This window comes from Pseudomonas sp. Sample_24, assembly GCF_004307605.1.
Taxonomy (GTDB): domain Bacteria; phylum Pseudomonadota; class Gammaproteobacteria; order Pseudomonadales; family Pseudomonadaceae; genus Aquipseudomonas.
Genome location: NZ_RCNW01000361.1, coordinates 1 through 18,763, shown reverse-complemented (window position 1 = coordinate 18,763; position 18,763 = coordinate 1). Strand labels below are relative to the sequence as shown.

Genomic DNA, 18,763 nt, shown 5'->3' with positions numbered 1-18,763 from the left:
TGATCGCCACCACCTTGTCGCAGGCACCGATGCCTTGCAGGTGCTGGATCGCCCCGGAAATACCCACCGCCACGTACACCCGCGCGGTAACCCAGGTACCTGACGCACCCACCTGGCGGTCGCGGGCCATGAAGCCATCGTCCACCGCCACCCGCGAAGCACCTTCGGTGGCACCGAGCGCCGCGGCGGTCTGGTGGAACAAATCCCAATCCTTGACCCCGTTGCCGCCGGAGAAAATGAATTCGGCTTCGGCCATGGGAATCGCCGCCGGGTCCACCGCCACCGCCCCCAGATCCTCGATGCGCGAGAGACTGCGGGCGACGGTTGTGGATAACTCAACCGGCAACGCTTCGTGACGGGTTTCGCTGACCGGTTCGGCGCATTCAACGGCGGCCAGAATCAAACGCGCTAACGGGCGGGCCAAGTCTTGCAGACCGGCGCCGGCGCGGCCGATGCATTGCTCATCCTTGACCTGCCAGACACGCGTGGCCGGACGTTCGCCCAGCGCCGCGGCAAAACGCCGACCCAATTCGCCGCCACCGCTGCGGCTGTCCGGCAGTAGCCAGTGGCGCGGATTGAACTGGTTATCCACAGCTCGCAGGCCCTGGACCCGCTGCTCCGGTGCATAACCATTGAATGCTTCGCCATCAAGCACCAGCAGGCGATCGACACCTGCGTTGGCAAACGTACTTTCCTTGTGTTCACCAAAGACCACGGCCAACACGGCGCCGTCCTTGCCGGCAAGCTGATGGGCCAGACCCAACAGATCGCGGTCGTGGCTGCCCAAACGGCCACCGACCATGTCCGGCACCACGCAGATGTAGAACGCGGGCTGGGTCACTTGATGCAGCGGCAATTGCACTTCAACGGCGGCGGTGCGCTTGGCGGTCCCGCCCTGTTGAGCGCCACTGCGGTCGATGCGCTTGATCCCATTGGGGCCGATAAAGCCGATGCCATGGGGATTCTTGCGGATGACCCCGTTAGGGCCCATCCAGCTGTGCTGCGCCGGTTGCATGGCGGCGTGCAGCGGATGCAGACGGTTACGGGCGATCCATTCGGCACGGGGGTCGCGGCGGATAATGTCGCTCATCAATGCACCTCCGCGGGTTCACGTTTGGCCGGCGCGGCGGGCTTGGCCGCGTCCTCTTCAAGCAGCGCATCGGCCACCAGTTCGGCGATGTCCTTGATCAGTGGCCGCGGTTCGACCACGCCTTCGAGCATTGCCGTGCACTGTGGACAACCCACGGCCACCAGTTCGGCGCCGGTCTCGCGGATGTCTTCCATGCGCATGTCGGGAATCCGCTGCTTGCCCGGAATGTCGGTGATCGGCGCACCGCCGCCGCCGCCGCAGCAGCGCGAGCGGAAACCGGAACGTTGCATCTCTTTGACTTCAATCCCGAGCGCACGCAGGACCTGACGTGGCGCCTCGTATTCGCCGTTGTAGCGCCCCAGGTAACACGGGTCGTGATAGGTCACGCTGTCGCCTTTGTGCTGGCCGAGATTGAGCGCGCCGGCCTCGATGACTTCTGCCATGTAGGTGCTGTGGTGCTGCACCAGGTAGTTGCCGTCGAAGGCGCCGTATTCGTTTTTCAGCACGTGGAAGCTGTGCGGATCGCAGGTGACGATGCGGTTGAAGCTGTACTTGGCCAGGGTCTGAATGTTGCGCTTGGCCAGCAACTGGAAGGTCGCTTCATCGCCCAGGCGTCGCGCCACGTCGCCGCTGTCGCGCTCTTCGAGGCCGAGTACGGCGAAGTCGATTTTCGCCGCTTTCAGCACTTTGACAAACGCGCGCAAGGTGCGCTGGTTGCGCATGTCGAAGGCGCCATCGCCGACCCAGAACAGCACGTCGGTGGATTTCTTTTCGCTGAGCAGGTTGAGGTTCAAATCCGCCGCCCAGTTCATCCGTCCGCCCGGTGCGAAACCGCCCGGGTTGTCGGTGGCGATCAGGTTTTCCAGGACTTCGGCGCCCTTGTTCGGGGTCGCGCCCTTTTCCAGGGTCAGATGGCGCCGCATGTCGACGATGGCGTCGACGTGCTCGATCATCATCGGGCATTCCTCGACGCAGGCGCGGCAGGTGGTGCACGACCACAGGGTTTCGGCGTCCACCAGGCCGTTGACGATCGGCTGATGCGGATTACCCGCATGCTCGCCAATTGGTTTGCCTGGATACGGGCTGCCGGCGAATTTCGCATCGGTGCCGCCAGCAAGGCCGACGACCATGTCTTGAATCAGCTTTTTCGGGTTCAGCGGTTGGCCAGCGGCGAAGGCCGGGCACGCCGCTTCACACTTGCCGCACTGCACGCAGGCGTCGAAACCGAGTAGCTGGTTCCAGGTGAAATCCTTGGGTTTTTCCACGCCCAGTGGCGCATTCGGGTCATTCAGGTCCAGCGGCTTCAAGCCGGTGGAACGACCGCCGCCAAAACGCTCGGCGCGACGGTGCCAGGCCAGGTGCAGGGCGCCGGCGAAGGCGTGTTTCATCGGCCCGCCCCAGGTCATGCCGAAGAACAGTTCCGACACGCCCCACAACACGCCGACACCAAGAATCGCCGCCAACAGCCAGCCACCGAAGTTTTCCGGGAGGATCCCGGCCACCGGCAGGGTCAGCAGGAAGAACGAGGCCGAGAACGCCAGCAGGCTTTTCGGCAGGCGCATCCACGGGCCTTTCGACAGGCGCGAAGGTGGATTGCGCCGACGCAGGTAAACGAAGATCGCGCCGACGAACATCACCGCCGACATCAACAACAAGGCATAACCGAGGATGCGGTTATGCAGACCGAAACCGTGCACCACAATCGCCAGCACGATCGACGCCACCGCGCCGCCGGCCGTGGCGACGTGGGTGTTGGCGATGTACTTGTCCCGCGCGACGACGTGGTGCAAGTCGACCATGTAACGCTTGGGCATGGCGAACAGACCGCCGATCAGGTCGACCTTCGAGGCTCGGCCCCGGCGCCACATGGCTACCCGCCGCAACGCGCCGAGAACCGCAAGGCCCAGGGCAGCGAACAACAGGATTGGAAGAAGGGTGTTCAACATAGGTGTTGCTCCCAAAGACCGCAGGGTCGTGTGCGTGCTGGTAAGAGCAACGCACTACTTGTGGCGAGGGAGCTCGCTCCCGCTGGAGCGCGAAGCGCTCCCAAAACAGCCGCAGTTGCATATCTGATGCACCTCGACTGCAGGTTTTGGGGCCGCTTCGCAGCCCAGCGGGAGCAAGCTCCCTCGCCACAGGTGATGGTGGTTATCCGTTAGAAATCCTTGCACAGCCGCAATGCGTCATAGATCGCCGCATGCACGTTACGCTGGGCCACGCAGTCGCCGATACGGAACAACAGATAGCCGTCGCCGCTCTGCTCCAGGCAAGGTTGCGGCTTGATCGCGAACAAGGCTTCGACGTCGATCTGGCCTTTGTTGCGCGAGCCTTCCTTCATCGCGTAGTAGATTTCCTCGTCCGGGCGCACACCGTTTTCGATGACCACCTGATCGACTACCCGCTCCTCTTTGGCGCCGGTGTATTCGTTTTCCAGCACCGCTACGAGCTTGTCGCCTTCGCGGTAGACCTTCTCCAGCATCATGTCGCCGGTCATGATCACTTCTTTCGGGTACATGCTGCGGTAGTAAGTCGGGAACGACGTACCCCCGATGGCGACGCCCGGCTTGATGTCGTCGGTGACAATCTCGACCTGGCTGCCCTTGTCGGCAATGAAGTCGGCGGTGGACATGCCGGTGAACTCGCAAATGGTGTCGTAGACCAGCACGTTCTTGCCTGGCGCCACCTTGCCGTCGAGGATGTCCCAGCTGCTGACCACCAAACCTTCAGCCGCGCCCCAGTGTTCGTTCTGCTCGATGAACGGATGGCCGCCGACGGCCAGCACTACCACGTCCGGACGCAGGTCCATGATGGTTGGCGCATCTGCCGCGGTCCCCAGGCGCAGGTCGACTTTCAAGCGTGCCAGTTCCAGTTGATACCAGCGGGTAATACCGGCGATCTGGTCCCGTTGCGGCGCCTTCGAGGCGGTGGTGATTTGCCCGCCGATGAATTCTTTCTTCTCGAACAGGGTGACGTCGTGGCCACGTTCGGCGGCAACACGAGCGGCTTCCATCCCCGCAGGACCGGCGCCGACCACCACCACTTTGCGTTTCACGCCGGTGGTTTTTTCGATGATGTGCGGCAGGCCCATGTATTCACGGGAGGTCGCCGCGTTCTGGATGCACAACACATCCAGGCCTTGGTACTGACGATCGATGCAATAGTTGGCGCCGACACATTGTTTGATCTGGTCGATCTGGCCCATCTTGATCTTGGCGATCAGGTGCGGGTCGGCGATGTGCGCGCGGGTCATGCCGACCATGTCGACGTAACCGCCTTCCAGAATACGCGTGGCCTGGTTCGGGTCCTTGATGTTCTGCGCGTGCAGCACCGGAACCTTGACCACTTCCTTGATACCGGCCGCCAGGTGCAGGAACGGCTCCGGTGGATAACTCATGTTCGGAATCACGTTGGCCAGGGTGTTGTGAGTGTCACAACCCGAACCCACGACGCCGATAAAGTCGAGCATGCCGGTGTCGTCGTAATACTTGGCGATCTGCTTCATGTCTTCATGGGACAGACCGTCCGGGTGGAACTCGTCACCGCAGATGCGCATGCCGACGCAGAAATCGTCGCCGACCTCGGCGCGCACGGCTTTCAAGACTTCCAGACCGAACTTCATCCGGCCTTCGAAGGTGCCGCCCCATTCGTCGGTACGCTTGTTGACGCGCGGGCTCCAGAACTGGTCGATCATGTGCTGGTGCACGGCCGACAGTTCGACACCGTCCAGGCCACCGGCCTTGGCACGGCGCGCGGCTTGCGCGTAGTTGCCGATCACCCGCCAGATCTCTTCCGGCTCGATGGTCTTGCAAGTGGCACGGTGCACCGGCTCACGCACGCCAGACGGCGACATCAGGGTCGGCCAGTTGAAACCATCCCAGCGCGAGCGACGGCCCATGTGGGTAATCTGGATCATGATCTTGGCGCCGTGCTTGTGCATGGCGTCGGCCAGGTTCTGGAAATGCGGAATGATGCGGTCGGTGGACAGGTTGACCGAACTCCACCACTCCTGCGGGCTGTCGATGGCAACCACGGACGAACCGCCGCAGATCGCCAGGCCGATCCCGCCCTTGGCCTTCTCTTCGTAATACTTGACGTACCGGTCGGTGGTCATGCCGCCGTCGGTCGCGTAAACCTCGGCGTGCGCGGTGCTGAGCACGCGGTTGCGGATGGTCAGTTTGCCGATCTGGATCGGCTGGAACATTGCTTCGAAAGCCATGGCGGGTTCCTCGACTTACAACGGCTTGACGATGAACAAGCCGTCTTCGTGGCCCTCTTCGGAGCCACCGTAGACTTGCTCGGCCACGGTGCGGATCTTGCTGCCGCGGGCGGCGAGGATCTGGTCCATCGCACCGGCAAACCAGCCAGTGAACATGTAGTCGACCTTGCGCCCGACCTTGCCGTACACGTAGACGAATGCCGAGTGTTCAAGCTTGACGCTGGCGGTGCCTTTGTCGAGGTCGATGTCCTGGATCTTGAACAGGCCCCAACCACGTTGCGACAAACGCTTCATGTAGTGCTCGAACACCGCGACGCCTTCCAGGCCGTGGCACTCGGCTTCTTTTTCACACCAGTGCCAGGCGGATTTGTAGCCGGCCTTGTAGAGGATTTCGGCATAGGCTTCGGCGCCCAGCACTTCCTCGATGCCCATGTGGTTGTTGACGAAGAAATGCCGTGGCACGTACAGCATCGGCAGGGCGTCGGAGGTCCAGACACCGGTTTCGCTGTCGACTTCGATAGGCAATTGCGGGGCGATCTTGGCCATGGAAACTTAACTCCAGAAAATTCGTTGTGTTGCCTGCGGCGCGGACGGCCGCAGGAAAGGATTCAGAAGTGCGGTGGCTTATTCGCCCCAGACGTCCTTTAGGACATTGACCCAGTTTTCGCCCATGATCTTGCGCACCACGCGCTCGGAATGGCCGCGCTTGAGCAGGGTTTCGGTCAGGTTCGGGAACTCGCCGACGGTGCGGATGCCCAGCGGGTTGATGATCTTGCCGAAGCTGGTCAGGCGGCGGGCATAGCCCTTGTCATGGGTCAGGTATTCGAAGAAGTCCTGGCCGTGACCCTGGGTGAAATCGGTGCCGATGCCGATGGCGTCTTCACCGACGATGTTCATGGTGTACTCGATGGCTTCGGCGTAGTCGTCGATGGTCGAATCAATGCCCTTGGCGAGGAACGGCGCGAACATGGTCACGCCGACGAAACCACCGTGGTCGGCAATGAACTTCAGTTCTTCATCGGACTTGTTGCGCGGGTGCTCCTTGAGCCCCGACGGCAGGCAATGGGAGTAGCAGACCGGTTTTTTCGATTCGAGGATGACTTCTTCGGAAGTCTTGGAGCCAACGTGGGACAAGTCGCACATCACGCCGACACGGTTCATCTCGGCAACGATTTCACGACCGAAGCCCGACAGGCCGCCGTCACGCTCGTAGCAACCGGTGCCCACCAGGTTCTGGGTGTTGTAGCACATCTGCACGATGCCAACCCCGAGCTGCTTGAACACCTCGACATAGCCGATCTGGTCTTCAAAGGCGTGGGCATTCTGGAAACCGAAAAGGATGCCGGTCTTGCCGACTTCCTTGGCCTTGCGAATGTCTGCCGTGGTGCGCACCGGCATCACCAGGTCGCTGTTCTCGCGGATCAGTTTCTGGCTGGCGGCAATGTTGTTGACGGTGGCCTGGAAGCCCTCCCACACCGACACGGTGCAGTTGGCTGCGGTCAGGCCGCCCTTGCGCATGTCTTCGAACAGTTCACGGTTCCACTTGGCAATAATCAGCCCGTCGATAACGATGCTGTCGGCGTGCAATTCGGCTGGGCTCATCAGGCTGTCCCCTTGTTAGCGATTCATGCGCCGAATCGTCTGCCGGCGCTTTGGGGCCAGCATATGCCTCGGTGCGGGGGCAGCCGGGTGCAAAAACGACAGGGGAATTGCCGAAAGCGTCAATCCGCGACAAAGGGTCGTCGCCAGGCACTGTTGGCGACCTGTTCAAGGCCGTCCGCTTGCGCCAGAATTCGCCGCATCATTGGAATAGAGCGGCGACCTGAATGAAATCCATCCTTGTGGCTTTGGCATTGATTGCGACCGGCGTACACGCAGCGCAGGAGTCCGACGACAATCCCTGCGACAAAGTCGAAAACGACGTCCAGACCCTGGAATGCTCGGCCTTCAGCAAAACCACCGCCGAAGACCTGCTCAGCGAAAACCTCAAGAGCCTGAACGAGCGCATGCAGTCGCTCTACGGCAAGAACCCGTCGCAACTGGCCGACATCACCGCCAAAATCAAGGCCGCCCAAGCCCAATGGCTGAAAACCCGCGACGCCGACTGCGCCGTCGAAGCCTTCCCGGCGACAACCGGCAGCAAGGCGTTCACCATGGCGCAGAACGATTGTGTGGCACGAATGAGTGATGAACGGTCGGAGTTTTTGGAGTCGATTGGGCAGGAATAGTCCTTAATCTTCCGCTGAAAGTTGGAACCGCATCCAGCTTTCAGCATCGTTTTCCCCTCTTCCCACAACACGTTCTGACCTCACCTACACGTATTACTTGAAAGCCCCAACCGATGGGCTTTTCACGCAACATGCTGACAATTGTTGTGAATTGGCCAACTGCAAAATATAAGTAAAGATTCGCAAATCTTATAAAAGACTTATATTCTTCCATGAACAGCATTCACTGGACTCGAAAGGCCGTTAAGCAACTGCTGAAATTGCATTCCGCTCATCAGTGCCAGGTCCGTGATGCAATCACGGCGCTGGCAGACATGCCTGATGTAGGCAATGTCAAAGCACTGGTCGGTCATGACTTCGCCTATAGACTGCGTGTCGGTAACTATCGGGTCATGTTCGATTGGGAGGGCGCGATCAAAGTGGTCAGTATTCAAGAGGTCAAAAAACGCGATGAACGCACCTACTGACATCCAAATCATCAATGACGCCGAAGGCAATCCAGCCTTCGTGGTCATTCCTTATGCGCAATATGTGGCGCAGAAGATCGAACCCGACTTGATCCCTCATGATGTTGTCAGTCGTATCGTCGATGGCGCCACTCCCATCCGCGCCTGGCGCGAACACTTGAACCTTACTCAGGATGAAGTGGCCAAACGCATGGGCATTTCCCAACCGGCTTTCGCTCAGCAGGAAACCGTTGCCAAGCCTCGCAAGGCCACACGCGAAAAAATCGCGGCGGCTTTTGGGATCACCGCCAGTCAACTTGAGCTGTAAGCTTCACGCCATCAGCCAGTCAAGGGATTCAACATGAAAGTCTGTGGCATCGAAATCAAGGGCAGCGAAGCGATCATTGCCGTGGCGTCTCTCGACGGTACGAACCTGGGTCACGTCGCCCTCAATACCAAGAAAATTGCCCTGGACGATGATGACGAGGCGGCCAACGTCAAGTTGTTCGCCGCGCAGGTGGCGTCGTTTGTCCGGGAGAACTCCATCGACCGCATCGCGATCAAGAAGCGCGGCAAGAAAGGCGAATTCGCCGGTGGGCCGACCACGTTCAAGATCGAAGGGGTTTTCCAGTTATTGGAGAATTGCGAGGTGACGCTGCTGTCTCCGCAGACCATCACGGCGCAGTGCAAGAAATTCAGTGTCCAGCTGCCAGAGACGCTGAACAAGTATCAGCATGAGGCTTACAAGGCGGCGTGTTCGGCGTTATTGAAAAAGTAGACGACGCAAATCCCGTAGGAGCGAGGCTTGCCAGCGAAGGCGGAGTGTCAGAACTGGCCTTTTCGCGTGCAAGCCTCGCTCCTACAGGGGCCTCGGGTGTTTACGCTTTAGCGGTACGCCTGTCTTCTCGCGGACATCGCTCATATTTCGCCCGATAGCTGCGGGTGAAATACGATGGCGACTCAAACCCACAGGCAATGCTCACTTCCAGAACGCTCATGTCCGTCTGGCGCAGCAATTGCCGCGCTTTTTCCAACCGTAACCGCAGATAGAAATTGCTCGGCGTATCGTTCAGGTGCAACCGAAACAGTCGCTCCAACTGTCGCCGCGTCACCTTGATCGATTCCGCCAATTCCAGCGTGCTCAGCGGCGGTTCGCTGTGCTGTTCCATCTCGCCGATCACGTGCACCAGCTTCTTGTTGCTGATGCCATAGCGTGTCGCGACTTCCATGCGCTGGTGGTCTTTGCGCGGGCGGATGCGGCCGAGCACGAACTGCTCGCTGACCTGGATCGCCAGTTCCGGGCCATGGGCCTGGGCGATCAAATCGAGCATTAAATCGATAGAGGCGGTGCCGCCAGCGGAAGTGATGCGCCGACGATCAATCTCGAACAGCTCCTGGGTAACGCTCAGCTGTGGATAGGATTCCTTAAAGGCGTCGATGGCTTCCCAGTGCAGCGTCAGACGATGACCCTCGAGCAGGCCCGCTTCGGCGAGGATGAAGCTGCCGGTGTCGATGGCGCCGAGGGTCACGCCCTCGTTGTCCAGGCGGCGCAGCCAGTGCTCCAGCACCGGAGTGGCGAACTTCAACGGTTCGAAGCCGGCGACCACCAACAAGGTCGCGCCTTTTTTCAGTGGCTCCAGCGCCGCATCGGCGTTGACCGACATGCCGTTGCTGGCCAACACCGCCCCGCCATCGGCACTCAGCACATGCCAGCGATACAACTCGCCACGAAAACGATTGGCGACCCGCAACGGCTCGATGGCCGAGATAAATCCAATGGCCGAGAAACCCGGCATCAACAAGAAATAGAAATCCTGGGACATGGAGCGCACTCGATGGCTAGTAGCGAGAGGGCGGGTAGCGTGAGGACGTTGATACGCCACTTGCCAGCGGCATTCAAGAGGTCAGGTCGCTGCAGTGCAAGAGCTGGTCGCCGCAGTGCGCTTTCATCGGTGCGTTGCTGCGTAACTTGGCATCACCGGCACGCAAAGATGACCGGATCCACAATAATGAAACTGCCGAGGAACCTGAGAATGAAACGACTGATCAGCAGCTGTGTTCTTGCACTCAGTGGTACCGCTTTGCTGAGCGCCAGCGTCATGGCCGCCGAACCCGCCTCTTGCCAGAACGTGCGCATGGGCGTGGTGAACTGGACCGACGTCATCGCCACCAGCGCGTTGACCCAGGTATTGCTCGACGGCCTCGGCTACAACACCAAACAAACCAGCGCCTCCCAGCAAATCATCTTCGCCGGGATCCGCGATCAGCGTCTCGACCTGTTCCTGGGTTACTGGAACCCGCTGATGACCCAGACCATTACGCCGTTCGTCGAGGCCAACCAGGTCAAGGTGCTCGAAGCGCCAAGCCTGAAAGATGCCCGCGCCACCCTCGCCGTTCCGACCTACCTCGCCGACAAAGGCCTGAAAACCTTCGCCGACATCGCCAAATTCGAAAAAGAACTGGGCGGCAAGATTTACGGCATCGAGCCTGGTTCGGGGGCCAATACCCAGATCAAGGCGATGATCAGCAAGAACCAGTTCGGCCTTGGCAAGTTCCAGTTGGTCGAGTCCAGCGAGGCCGGGATGCTTGCCGCCGTCGATCGCGCCGTGCGCCGCAAGGAAGCCGTAGTGTTCTTCGGCTGGGCGCCGCACCCGATGAACGTCAACGTGGACATGACCTACCTCTCCGGCAGCGAAAACGCCCTTGGGCCGGACGAAGGCAAGGCCACGGTATGGACCGTCACCGCGCCGAAATACGCCGAGCAGTGCCCGAACATCGGCCGCCTGCTGAGCAACCTGACCTTCTCCGCCGAAGACGAGAGCCGGATGATGCAACCGCTGCTGGACCACAAGGACGCTTTCGAATCGGCCAGGCAATGGCTCAAGGATCACCCGCAGGACAAGAAACGCTGGCTTGAAGGTGTGACCACTTTCGACGGCAAACCAGCAGCTGAAAACCTGCAGTTGACCAGTAAGTAACCCGCTCCTTTTTCTGAACCGAACCACCGATTCGCAGCCCGACAGGGCTGCGAGCGGAACCACCACGCCTGAAGGAACCCGCCTCATGAACCACGACGTCATCATCACCTGCGCACTCACCGGTGCTGGCGACACGACCGCCAAGAGCCCACACGTGCCAGTCACCCCGAAACAGATTGCCGCTGCCGCCGTGGAAGCGGCCAAGGCCGGCGCCACCGTGGTTCACTGCCACGTTCGCGACCCGCAAACCGGCAAATTCAGCCGTGATGTGGCGCTGTACCGCGAGGTCATGGAGCGCATCCGCGAAGCTGACGTCGATATCATCGTCAACCTCACCGCCGGCATGGGCGGCGACCTGGAAATCGGCGCCGGCGAGAACCCGATGGAGTTCGGCCCGAACACCGACCTGGTCGGCCCGCTGACCCGTTTGGCCCACGTCGAAGAACTGCTGCCGGAAATCTGCACCCTCGATTGCGGCACCCTGAACTTCGGTGATGGCGACACCATTTACGTGTCCACCCCGGCCCAGCTGCGCGCTGGCGCCAAACGCATTCAAGAGCTGGGCGTTAAGCCTGAGCTGGAAATCTTCGACACCGGTCACCTGTGGTTCGCCAAGCAAATGATCAAGGAAGGCTTGCTCGACAATCCGCTGTTCCAGTTGTGCCTGGGTATCCCGTGGGGCGCCCCGGCTGACACCACCACCATGAAAGCCATGGTCGACAACCTGCCTGCGGACGCCGTATGGGCTGGCTTCGGCATCGGCCGCATGCAAATGCCGATGGCGGCGCAAGCGGTGTTGCTGGGCGGCAACGTGCGTGTCGGCCTGGAAGACAACCTGTGGCTGGACAAGGGCGTACTGGCGACCAACGGCCAATTGGTCGAACGCGCCAGCGAAATCCTCAGCCGCCTCGGCGCCCGCGTACTGACCCCGGCTGAAGGCCGCAAGAAAATGGGCCTGACCCAGCGCGGTTAACCATCTGCATAAAACCTGTAGGAGCAAAGCTTGCTCGCGATGATGTCGGTACATCCAACGCATTGTCTGCGACTTTAATGCCGCTATCGCGAGCAAGCTTTGCTCCTACGGGGTTCATCGAATCTTTCAGGAAATCACCATGAGCTTTATCACCGAAATCAAAACCTTCGCCGCGCTGGGCAGCGGTGTCATCGGCAGCGGTTGGGTATCCCGCGCCCTCGCCCACGGCCTCGACGTGGTGGCCTGGGATCCGGCGCCCGGTGCCGAAGCCGCATTGCGCAAGCGTGTCGCCAATGCCTGGGGCGCACTGGAAAAACAGGGTCTGGCACCCGGTGCCTCGCAGGATCGCCTGCGTTTTGTCTCGACCATTGAAGAATGTGTTCGCGACGCCGATTTCATCCAGGAAAGTGCCCCGGAACGCCTTGAGCTGAAACTGGACCTGCACAGCAAGATCAGCGCCGCCGCCAAGCCCAATGCCCTGATTGGCTCCAGCACCTCGGGCTTGTTACCCAGCGAGTTTTACGAGAGCTCGACCCACCCGGAACGCTGCGTAGTGGGTCACCCGTTCAACCCGGTTTACCTGTTGCCATTGGTGGAAGTCGTCGGCGGCAAAAACACGGCACCCGAAGCCGTGCAAGCGGCGATGAAGGTCTACGAATCACTCGGCATGCGCCCGCTGCACGTGCGCAAGGAAGTGCCAGGGTTCATAGCCGACCGTCTGCTTGAAGCGCTGTGGCGTGAGGCGCTGCACCTGGTCAACGACGGCGTGGCAACCACCGGCGAGATTGACGACGCGATCCGTTTTGGCGCGGGTCTGCGCTGGTCATTCATGGGCACGTTCCTGACCTACACGCTCGCCGGCGGCGATGCCGGTATGCGCCACTTCATGTCGCAGTTCGGCCCGGCGTTGCAGTTGCCATGGACCTATCTGCCGGCCCCCGAACTGACTGACAAGCTGATCGACGATGTGGTCGATGGCACCAGCGATCAGTTGGGCAAGCACAGCATTTCGGCGCTGGAGCGCTATCGTGATGATTGTCTGCTGGCGGTGCTTGAGGCGGTGAAGACCACCAAAGAGAAGCACGGGATGAGTTTCAGCGAGTGATGTGTTGATCGTTCCCACGCTCTGCGTGGGAATGCAGCCCGGGACGCTCCGCGTCCCAACGACGTGACGCAGAGCGTCACAGGAGGCGTTCCCACGCAGAGCGTGGGAACGATCGTGCCTGGAGATAAACATGCCCACCCTCACCACCTACCAGACCAGAATCATCCCCGACTGGGTCGACTACAACGGCCATCTGCGCGATGCCTTTTACCTGTTGATTTTCAGCTACGCCACCGATGCCCTGATGGATCGCCTCGGCATGGACAGCAACCAACGCGAAGCCAGCGGCAACTCGTTGTTCACCCTGGAATTGCACCTCAATTACCTGCACGAGGTGAAGCTAGATGCCGATGTCGAAGTGCATACCCAGATCATCGCCCACGACAGCAAACGCCTGCACCTCTACCACAGCCTGCATCGGGTCGGTGACGACAAAGAGCTGGCGGGCAACGAGCAAATGCTTCTGCATGTCGACCTTGCCGGACCTCGTTCCACGCCCTTCAGCGAACAGACCCTGGACAAGCTGCAAGCCATCGTCGCCGAGCAAACCGACCTGCCAACCCCTGAATACATCGGCCGAGTGATCGGGTTACCACCCAAAAAATAACCAGGAGATCGCCATTGAACACCGCCGCCGCTTTTGCCGACTTCCGTACTTATCCGTTGATCAGCGCGCTGACAGGCGTGCAGGCTTTGGCGGATCGGGTTCTGGTGAAGTGGGCCGACAATCGCATCAGCCCCTTCCACCACCCATGGCTGCGTGACAACTGCCCCTGCTCGCAATGCGTCTATAGCGTGACACGTGAGCAGGTGCTGGAAATTGTCGACGTGCCGGAAAACCTGATGCCGGCGCAAACCACTGTCGACGCTCAAGGTTGCCTGTGCATCGAGTGGCAGGACGGCCACTTCAGCCGCTTCGATCCAGGCTGGCTGAGGGCACATGCCTATGACGACGAGTCCCGCGCCGAACGCTTGGCCAACAAGCCCAAAGCCCGGCTTTGGCACAGCGACTTGTCGTTGCCGGTGTTCGAATATCAGGCGCTGATGACCGACAACGACGCCTTGCTGCAATGGCTGCTGGCGGTGCGCGATATCGGCTTGACCCAGGTCCGTGGCGTACCCACCGAACCCGGTTCCTTGAAGCTGATCGCCCAGCGCATTTCGTTCATCCGCGAAAGCAATTTCGGCGTGCTGTTCAATGTGCAATCCAGGGCCGACGCCGACAGCAACGCCTACACCGCCTTCAACCTGCCGCTGCACAGTGATTTGCCGACGCGGGAGCTACAACCGGGGCTGCAATTCCTGCATTGCCTGATCAACGATGCTGAAGGCGGCGAGAGTATTTTCGTCGACGGTTTTGCCATTGCCGATGCGTTGCGCCTGGAAGATCCGGAGTCATTCAAAAGCCTTTGCGAAATCCCCGTGGAGTTTCGCAACAAGGACCGTCACAGCGATTACCGGTGCCTGGCCCCGATCATCGCCCTGAATGCACTGGGACAGGTCTCTGAAATTCGCATGGCGAATTTTCTGCGCGGTCCGTTCGATGCGTCGGTGGAGCAGATGCCCAGGCTCTATCGCGCTTACCGGCGCTTCATTGCGATGACCCGCGAACCTCGATTCCGCTTGATGCAGCGGCTCAATCCCGGCGAGCTGTGGTGCTTCGACAACCGCCGCACCCTGCATGCACGCAATGCCTTCGACCCCGCCACCGGGGCGCGGCATTTCCAGGGCTGCTATGTCGACCGGGATGAGTTGTTGTCGCGCATTTTGGTGCTACAGCGCTAGACCGCGTCATCGTTCATCGCGGGCAAGCCTCGCTCCTACAGGATTTGCGTCGTTCGATAATAATGTGAACAACACAAGACCCTGTAGGAGCAGGGCTTGCCCGCGATGGCACCTGCACAGACACACAAAAAACCCGGATAAAAAAAGCCCCGATCAAGCCGTGACAGGATCGAGGCAGAGGGTACTGTTGAGGAGCTGCCATGCGAGGGTGACCAAACCTTCGTGAAGCGAGCTGAGTCCAGTGTGCCCACTCAGCTCGCTGGCAAGTTAGTCGAAAACGACCTGTTCATAGCCATTGCGGCCATTGCGACAAATCGCCCTTGCCCACACCAGGCACCCCCACCAGAATCGAACCACGACACCGTTCCCAGAAGAAGGATTTGCGTCATGATGCACGCCGATTTGATTGACCAGGAAGACCTGTTGGGCCAGCTCAAGTCGCTGGGTTTTCAAGTACCGATCGGTTCCACCGCCGAGCAGGCTTGCGAGTGTGCGGTGCGGGGCTTGAACGATGAACGGGCAATCGTGCTGCGTACCATGGTCAAGCAGATGTACACCAGCAGCGCGACCATCCTGCCGGCCGTGCGCCAGGCTATCGACAAACAATTGCTGCCGGCGTTGGCGCAGTATCAGCAGAGCCATAGGGGCTGATTTTCAGCACTGAGCGACTTCTCCTTGTGGCGAGGGAGCTCGCTCCCGCTCGACCGCGAAACGGTTGCAAAAACAGCGAATGCGGATTGTCAGAACGACCGCATTTGCCGGTTTTGGGGCTGCTGCGCAGCCCAGCGGGAGCGAGCTCCCTCGCCACAGTAGCCCGAGAGTTTTAGAGCCTTACGCTGGCAAACGTCGACTCATTGCGCGCCTGGCTCAGCGCTGACAACGGCCCGGACAGCGGCGACAGTACCAGCGCTTGTGGCAGCGGCATCATCGCCACTTGCTGTGTCGTGTTGGAACCCACACGCTCGTCACGCGGCGGTATGCCGAAGTATTCGCGGTAGCACTTGGAGAAGTGCGGCGTGGAAACGAAGCCACACACCGACGCCACCTCGATGATCGACATCGGCGTTTGCTTGAGCAGCTGCCGCGCACGGATCAGACGCAGCTTCAGGTAGTAACGCGACGGTGAGCAGTGCAGGTATTTCTGGAACAGCCTTTCCAGCTGACGACGCGAGACGGCGACATACACCGCCAGTTCGTCAAGGTCGATCGGCTCTTCGAGGTTGGCTTCCATGAGCGCAACGATTTCCTGCAACTTCGGCTGATTGGTGCCGAGCATGTGCTTGAGCGGCACACGCTGGTGATCCTGTTCGTTGCGGATACGTTCGTAGACAAACATTTCCGAGATCGCGGCAGACAACTCACGGCCGTGATCGCGGCTGATCAGGTGCAGCATCATGTCCAGCGGCGCGGTGCCACCGGAGCTGGTGAAACGGTTGCGGTCGAGGGTGAACAGGCGAGTACTCATGGCTACCCGCGGAAAAGCTTCCTGCATCGCCGCCAGGCATTCCCAGTGCACGCTGCAATCGAAACCATCCAGCAAACCGGCGCAAGCCAAGGCCCAGCTGCCAGTGCATACCGCGCCGAGGCGACGGGACTGACGCGCCTGGCTTTGCAGCCATGACACGTGTTCGCGGGTAACAGTGCGTTGAATGCCGATACCGCCGCAGACAATCACGGTGTCGAGTGGCGGTGCTTTGTGCATGGAGGCGTCAGGGGTGATTTGCAAACCGTCACTGGCCCAGACCTGGCCGCCATCGACAGTGAGTGTGGTCCAGCGATACAACTCCCGGCCCGACAACTGGTTGGCCATTCGCAATGGTTCTACAGCGGACGCCAGGGAAATCAGCGTGAAATTGTCCAGCAGCAGAAAGCCGATGGATTGAGGCGCACGGTTCTGGGGTTGGGCCCCGGAGTTGAACGACGTCATCGCGGTATCTCCTCACACAAAGCGGGTGATGGCCTCAGGCGGAGGCTCTTGTTATTGCCATCGTTCTCACGCTGGAGACGGGCTTTGTAATGACAGAGCAATTGCCATGCCTAAATTTGAATGCACGTTCAATAACTCCTAAAAACGACGTCGGAATGTGTCTATATATGACGCGCGGCGAGTAGGGGTTAAGAGTGCCATCAGGCGAGACAAGTGCTCTGCCCCGTTGCGTGTGAGCAAATCGGTAGCACTTGTGGGAACAGGGCTGGGAGCTTTTGCAAAGAGTGTCACCACAGGCGCAGGTGACGAGTGGTCAGCTTCGTTTTTCATACCTGACCGGGCAGTCACGATTTACCTGTTAGCGACGCGCCAAAAGGTGGCGCCTTTTAAATCGAGTGTTCATTTAGCGCGCAGTTTTGACTGGTCTGGCGCTATCGCTGGCAAGCCAGCTCCCACAGGAATTTATGGTGTGATCAAGATATCAGCTACACCAGAGAATCTGTGGGAGCTGGCTTGCCAGCTCCCACAGGCAATGATGCTGTTACCAAGATGTCAGCTACACCAGAAAATCTGTGAGAGCTGGCTTGCCAGCTCCCACAGGCATGATGGTGTGACCAAGATGTCAGCTACACCAGAGAACCTGTGGGAGCTGGCTTGCCAGCGATTGGGGTCACCTCGGTTTCAGCACTCCACGGCGCTCACCGCCAACCCACCCCGCGAGGTCTCCTTGTATTTGTCATGCATATCGGCACCGGTATCGCGCATGGTGCGAATCACCCGGTCCAGCGAAATGAAATGCTGACCGTCACCGCGCAGAGCCATCTGCGCGGCGTTGATTGCCTTGACCGCGGCAATCGCATTGCGCTCGATGCACGGCACCTGCACCAGGCCGCCCACCGGATCGCAGGTCAACCCAAGATTGTGCTCCAGACCGATTTCCGCCGCGTTGCACAGTTGCTCCGGTGTTGCGCCGAGGATTTCCGCCAGCCCTGCCGCCGCCATGGCGCAGGCCGAACCCACTTCACCCTGGCAACCCACCTCGGCACCGGAGATCGAAGCGTTTTTCTTGCACAGGATCCCGACCGCTGCCGCGCCGAGGAAGTAATCGACGACATTGGCGTCGGTCACGTCTTCGCTGAATTTCATGAAGTAGTGCAGCACCGCCGGAATGATTCCCGCCGCGCCATTGGTCGGCGCCGTGACCATGCGCCCGCCGGCGGCGTTTTCTTCGTTGACCGCGAGGGCGAACAGGTTGACCCACTCCATGGCGCTGAGAGTGGAGCCGATCACGTTGGGCTTGTTCAGTTCCTGCAAGCTGCGATGCAACTTGGCCGCGCGCCGCCGCACGTTCAGGCCACCGGGCAGAATGCCCTCGTGCTTGAGGCCGTGTTCGACGCAATCCTGCATGGCGCGCCACAGCGTCATCAGGCCGCTGCGGATCTCCTCTTCGCTGCGCCAGACCTTTTCGTTGGCCAGCATCAATTGCGCCACGCGCAGGTTGTGCTTCTTGCACAGTTCCAACAGCTCGGCGGCGCTGGAAAAGTCGTACGGCAACACCGTGCGATCAAGGTCGACGACTCCGCTGGAGGCCTGTGCCTCGTCGACGACGAAACCGCCGCCGACCGAATAGTAGGTGTCACGATGCAACTCGCCTTCATCGCCTTCGACAACCAGGGTCATGGCGTTGGGATGAAACGGCAGGTTTTCGTCAATCAGGCGCATGTCCCGAGCCCAGATGAACGGCACCGACAGGCGTCCGTCGAGCAACAGCGTGTCGGTCTCGCGCAAGGTGGCGATGCGGATGCCGATTTGCGACGGATCGATCGCGTCCGGCCACTCGCCCATCAAACCCATGATCACTGCGTTGTCGCTGCCGTGACCAATGCCAGTGGCGGACAAAGAACCATAGAGCTGAACTTCAACGCGCCGCACTTGCTCAAGCAGTCCCCGCTCGCGCAAACCCTGGACGAACAGCGCCGCCGCGCGCATCGGCCCCACGGTGTGCGAACTGGAAG

18 protein-coding genes are annotated in these 18,763 nt (G+C 60.2%); 10 read left to right on the top strand and 8 right to left on the bottom strand.

The window, feature by feature from the left end:
• From D8V06_RS20775 to D8V06_RS20755, 5 genes are all read right to left on the bottom strand, one after another.
• Positions 1–1,090, bottom strand: a 1,090-nt coding sequence (locus D8V06_RS20775; protein WP_130931698.1) for an electron transfer flavoprotein subunit alpha/FixB family protein, incomplete at its 3' end; no start/stop codon positions are given.
• The gene (gene dgcB, locus D8V06_RS20770) at positions 1,090–3,036 is read right to left on the bottom strand and encodes a dimethylglycine demethylation protein DgcB (RefSeq protein ID WP_130931697.1); all 1,947 of its coding nucleotides are present in this window, start codon (positions 3,034–3,036) and stop codon (positions 1,090–1,092) included. The genes D8V06_RS20775 and dgcB, both read right to left, overlap by 1 nt.
• A gap of 209 nt (positions 3,037–3,245) precedes the next feature.
• Complete coding sequence (gene dgcA, locus D8V06_RS20765; RefSeq protein ID WP_056853891.1) at positions 3,246–5,306, bottom strand: dimethylglycine demethylation protein DgcA; 2,061 nt, start codon at positions 5,304–5,306, stop codon at positions 3,246–3,248.
• Between the two features lie 15 nt (positions 5,307–5,321).
• Complete coding sequence (locus D8V06_RS20760) at positions 5,322–5,852, bottom strand: DUF5943 domain-containing protein (protein ID WP_007975505.1); 531 nt, start codon at positions 5,850–5,852, stop codon at positions 5,322–5,324.
• Between the two features lie 78 nt (positions 5,853–5,930).
• Positions 5,931–6,908, bottom strand: a complete 978-nt coding sequence (locus D8V06_RS20755; protein ID WP_056853892.1) for a dipeptidase — start codon at positions 6,906–6,908, stop codon at positions 5,931–5,933.
• Between the two features lie 224 nt (positions 6,909–7,132).
• Here D8V06_RS20755 and D8V06_RS20745 point away from each other — a divergent pair, with 224 nt between their 5' ends.
• From D8V06_RS20745 to D8V06_RS20730, 4 genes are all read left to right on the top strand, one after another.
• Positions 7,133–7,534: a lysozyme inhibitor LprI family protein gene (locus D8V06_RS20745; RefSeq protein WP_056853893.1), complete on the top strand. Its 402-nt coding sequence runs from the start codon at positions 7,133–7,135 to the stop codon at positions 7,532–7,534.
• Between the two features lie 212 nt (positions 7,535–7,746).
• A complete protein-coding gene (locus tag D8V06_RS20740; RefSeq protein WP_130906002.1) occupies positions 7,747–8,001 on the top strand; it encodes a type II toxin-antitoxin system RelE/ParE family toxin in 255 nt (84 codons plus the stop codon).
• A complete protein-coding gene (locus D8V06_RS20735; RefSeq protein WP_130906003.1) occupies positions 7,985–8,308 on the top strand; it encodes a helix-turn-helix transcriptional regulator in 324 nt (107 codons plus the stop codon). Before D8V06_RS20740 ends, D8V06_RS20735 begins: the two co-directional genes overlap by 17 nt.
• A 33-nt stretch (positions 8,309–8,341) precedes the next feature.
• Positions 8,342–8,758 carry a DUF3010 family protein gene (locus D8V06_RS20730; protein WP_130931696.1) on the top strand — a complete coding sequence of 139 codons (417 nt, stop codon included), beginning with the start codon at positions 8,342–8,344 and terminating at the stop codon, positions 8,756–8,758.
• Positions 8,759–8,858: 100 nt separating this feature from the next.
• Here the strand turns inward: D8V06_RS20730 and D8V06_RS20725 are convergent, their stop codons facing one another.
• Complete coding sequence (locus D8V06_RS20725) at positions 8,859–9,803, bottom strand: GlxA family transcriptional regulator (RefSeq protein WP_056853895.1); 945 nt, start codon at positions 9,801–9,803, stop codon at positions 8,859–8,861.
• Between the two features lie 210 nt (positions 9,804–10,013).
• Between D8V06_RS20725 and choX the strand changes: the two genes are divergently transcribed.
• The 6 genes from choX to D8V06_RS20690 all read left to right on the top strand — a co-directional run bounded on the left by choX (position 10,014) and on the right by D8V06_RS20690 (position 15,472).
• Positions 10,014–10,958, top strand: coding sequence for a choline ABC transporter substrate-binding protein (gene choX, locus D8V06_RS20720; RefSeq protein ID WP_056853896.1), 945 nt, complete (start codon positions 10,014–10,016; stop codon positions 10,956–10,958).
• 85 nt (positions 10,959–11,043) lie between these two features.
• Positions 11,044–11,931 (top strand): 3-keto-5-aminohexanoate cleavage protein, encoded by an 888-nt coding sequence (locus D8V06_RS20715; RefSeq protein WP_056853897.1) that lies wholly within the window; start codon positions 11,044–11,046, stop codon positions 11,929–11,931.
• A 139-nt stretch (positions 11,932–12,070) separates the two neighbouring features.
• Positions 12,071–13,036 (top strand): L-carnitine dehydrogenase, encoded by a 966-nt coding sequence (locus D8V06_RS20710; RefSeq protein ID WP_130908426.1) that lies wholly within the window; start codon positions 12,071–12,073, stop codon positions 13,034–13,036.
• Positions 13,037–13,166: 130 nt separating this feature from the next.
• A complete protein-coding gene (locus tag D8V06_RS20705) occupies positions 13,167–13,643 on the top strand; it encodes a thioesterase family protein (protein WP_130931695.1) in 477 nt (158 codons plus the stop codon).
• Positions 13,644–13,657: 14 nt separating this feature from the next.
• Positions 13,658–14,821, top strand: coding sequence for a gamma-butyrobetaine dioxygenase (locus tag D8V06_RS20700; RefSeq protein WP_056853900.1), 1,164 nt, complete (start codon positions 13,658–13,660; stop codon positions 14,819–14,821).
• 387 nt (positions 14,822–15,208) lie between these two features.
• Positions 15,209–15,472 carry a hypothetical protein gene (locus D8V06_RS20690; protein WP_056853901.1) on the top strand — a complete coding sequence of 88 codons (264 nt, stop codon included), beginning with the start codon at positions 15,209–15,211 and terminating at the stop codon, positions 15,470–15,472.
• Positions 15,473–15,644: 172 nt separating this feature from the next.
• On the opposite strand, the gene D8V06_RS20680 is transcribed toward D8V06_RS20690, so the two are convergent.
• Together D8V06_RS20680 and D8V06_RS20675 are read right to left on the bottom strand one after the other, a co-directional pair.
• Positions 15,645–16,748, bottom strand: a complete 1,104-nt coding sequence (locus D8V06_RS20680; protein ID WP_047534337.1) for a GlxA family transcriptional regulator — start codon at positions 16,746–16,748, stop codon at positions 15,645–15,647.
• 681 nt (positions 16,749–17,429) lie between these two features.
• Positions 17,430–18,763, bottom strand: a 1,334-nt coding sequence (locus D8V06_RS20675; protein ID WP_177434461.1) for an L-serine ammonia-lyase, incomplete at its 5' end; no start/stop codon positions are given.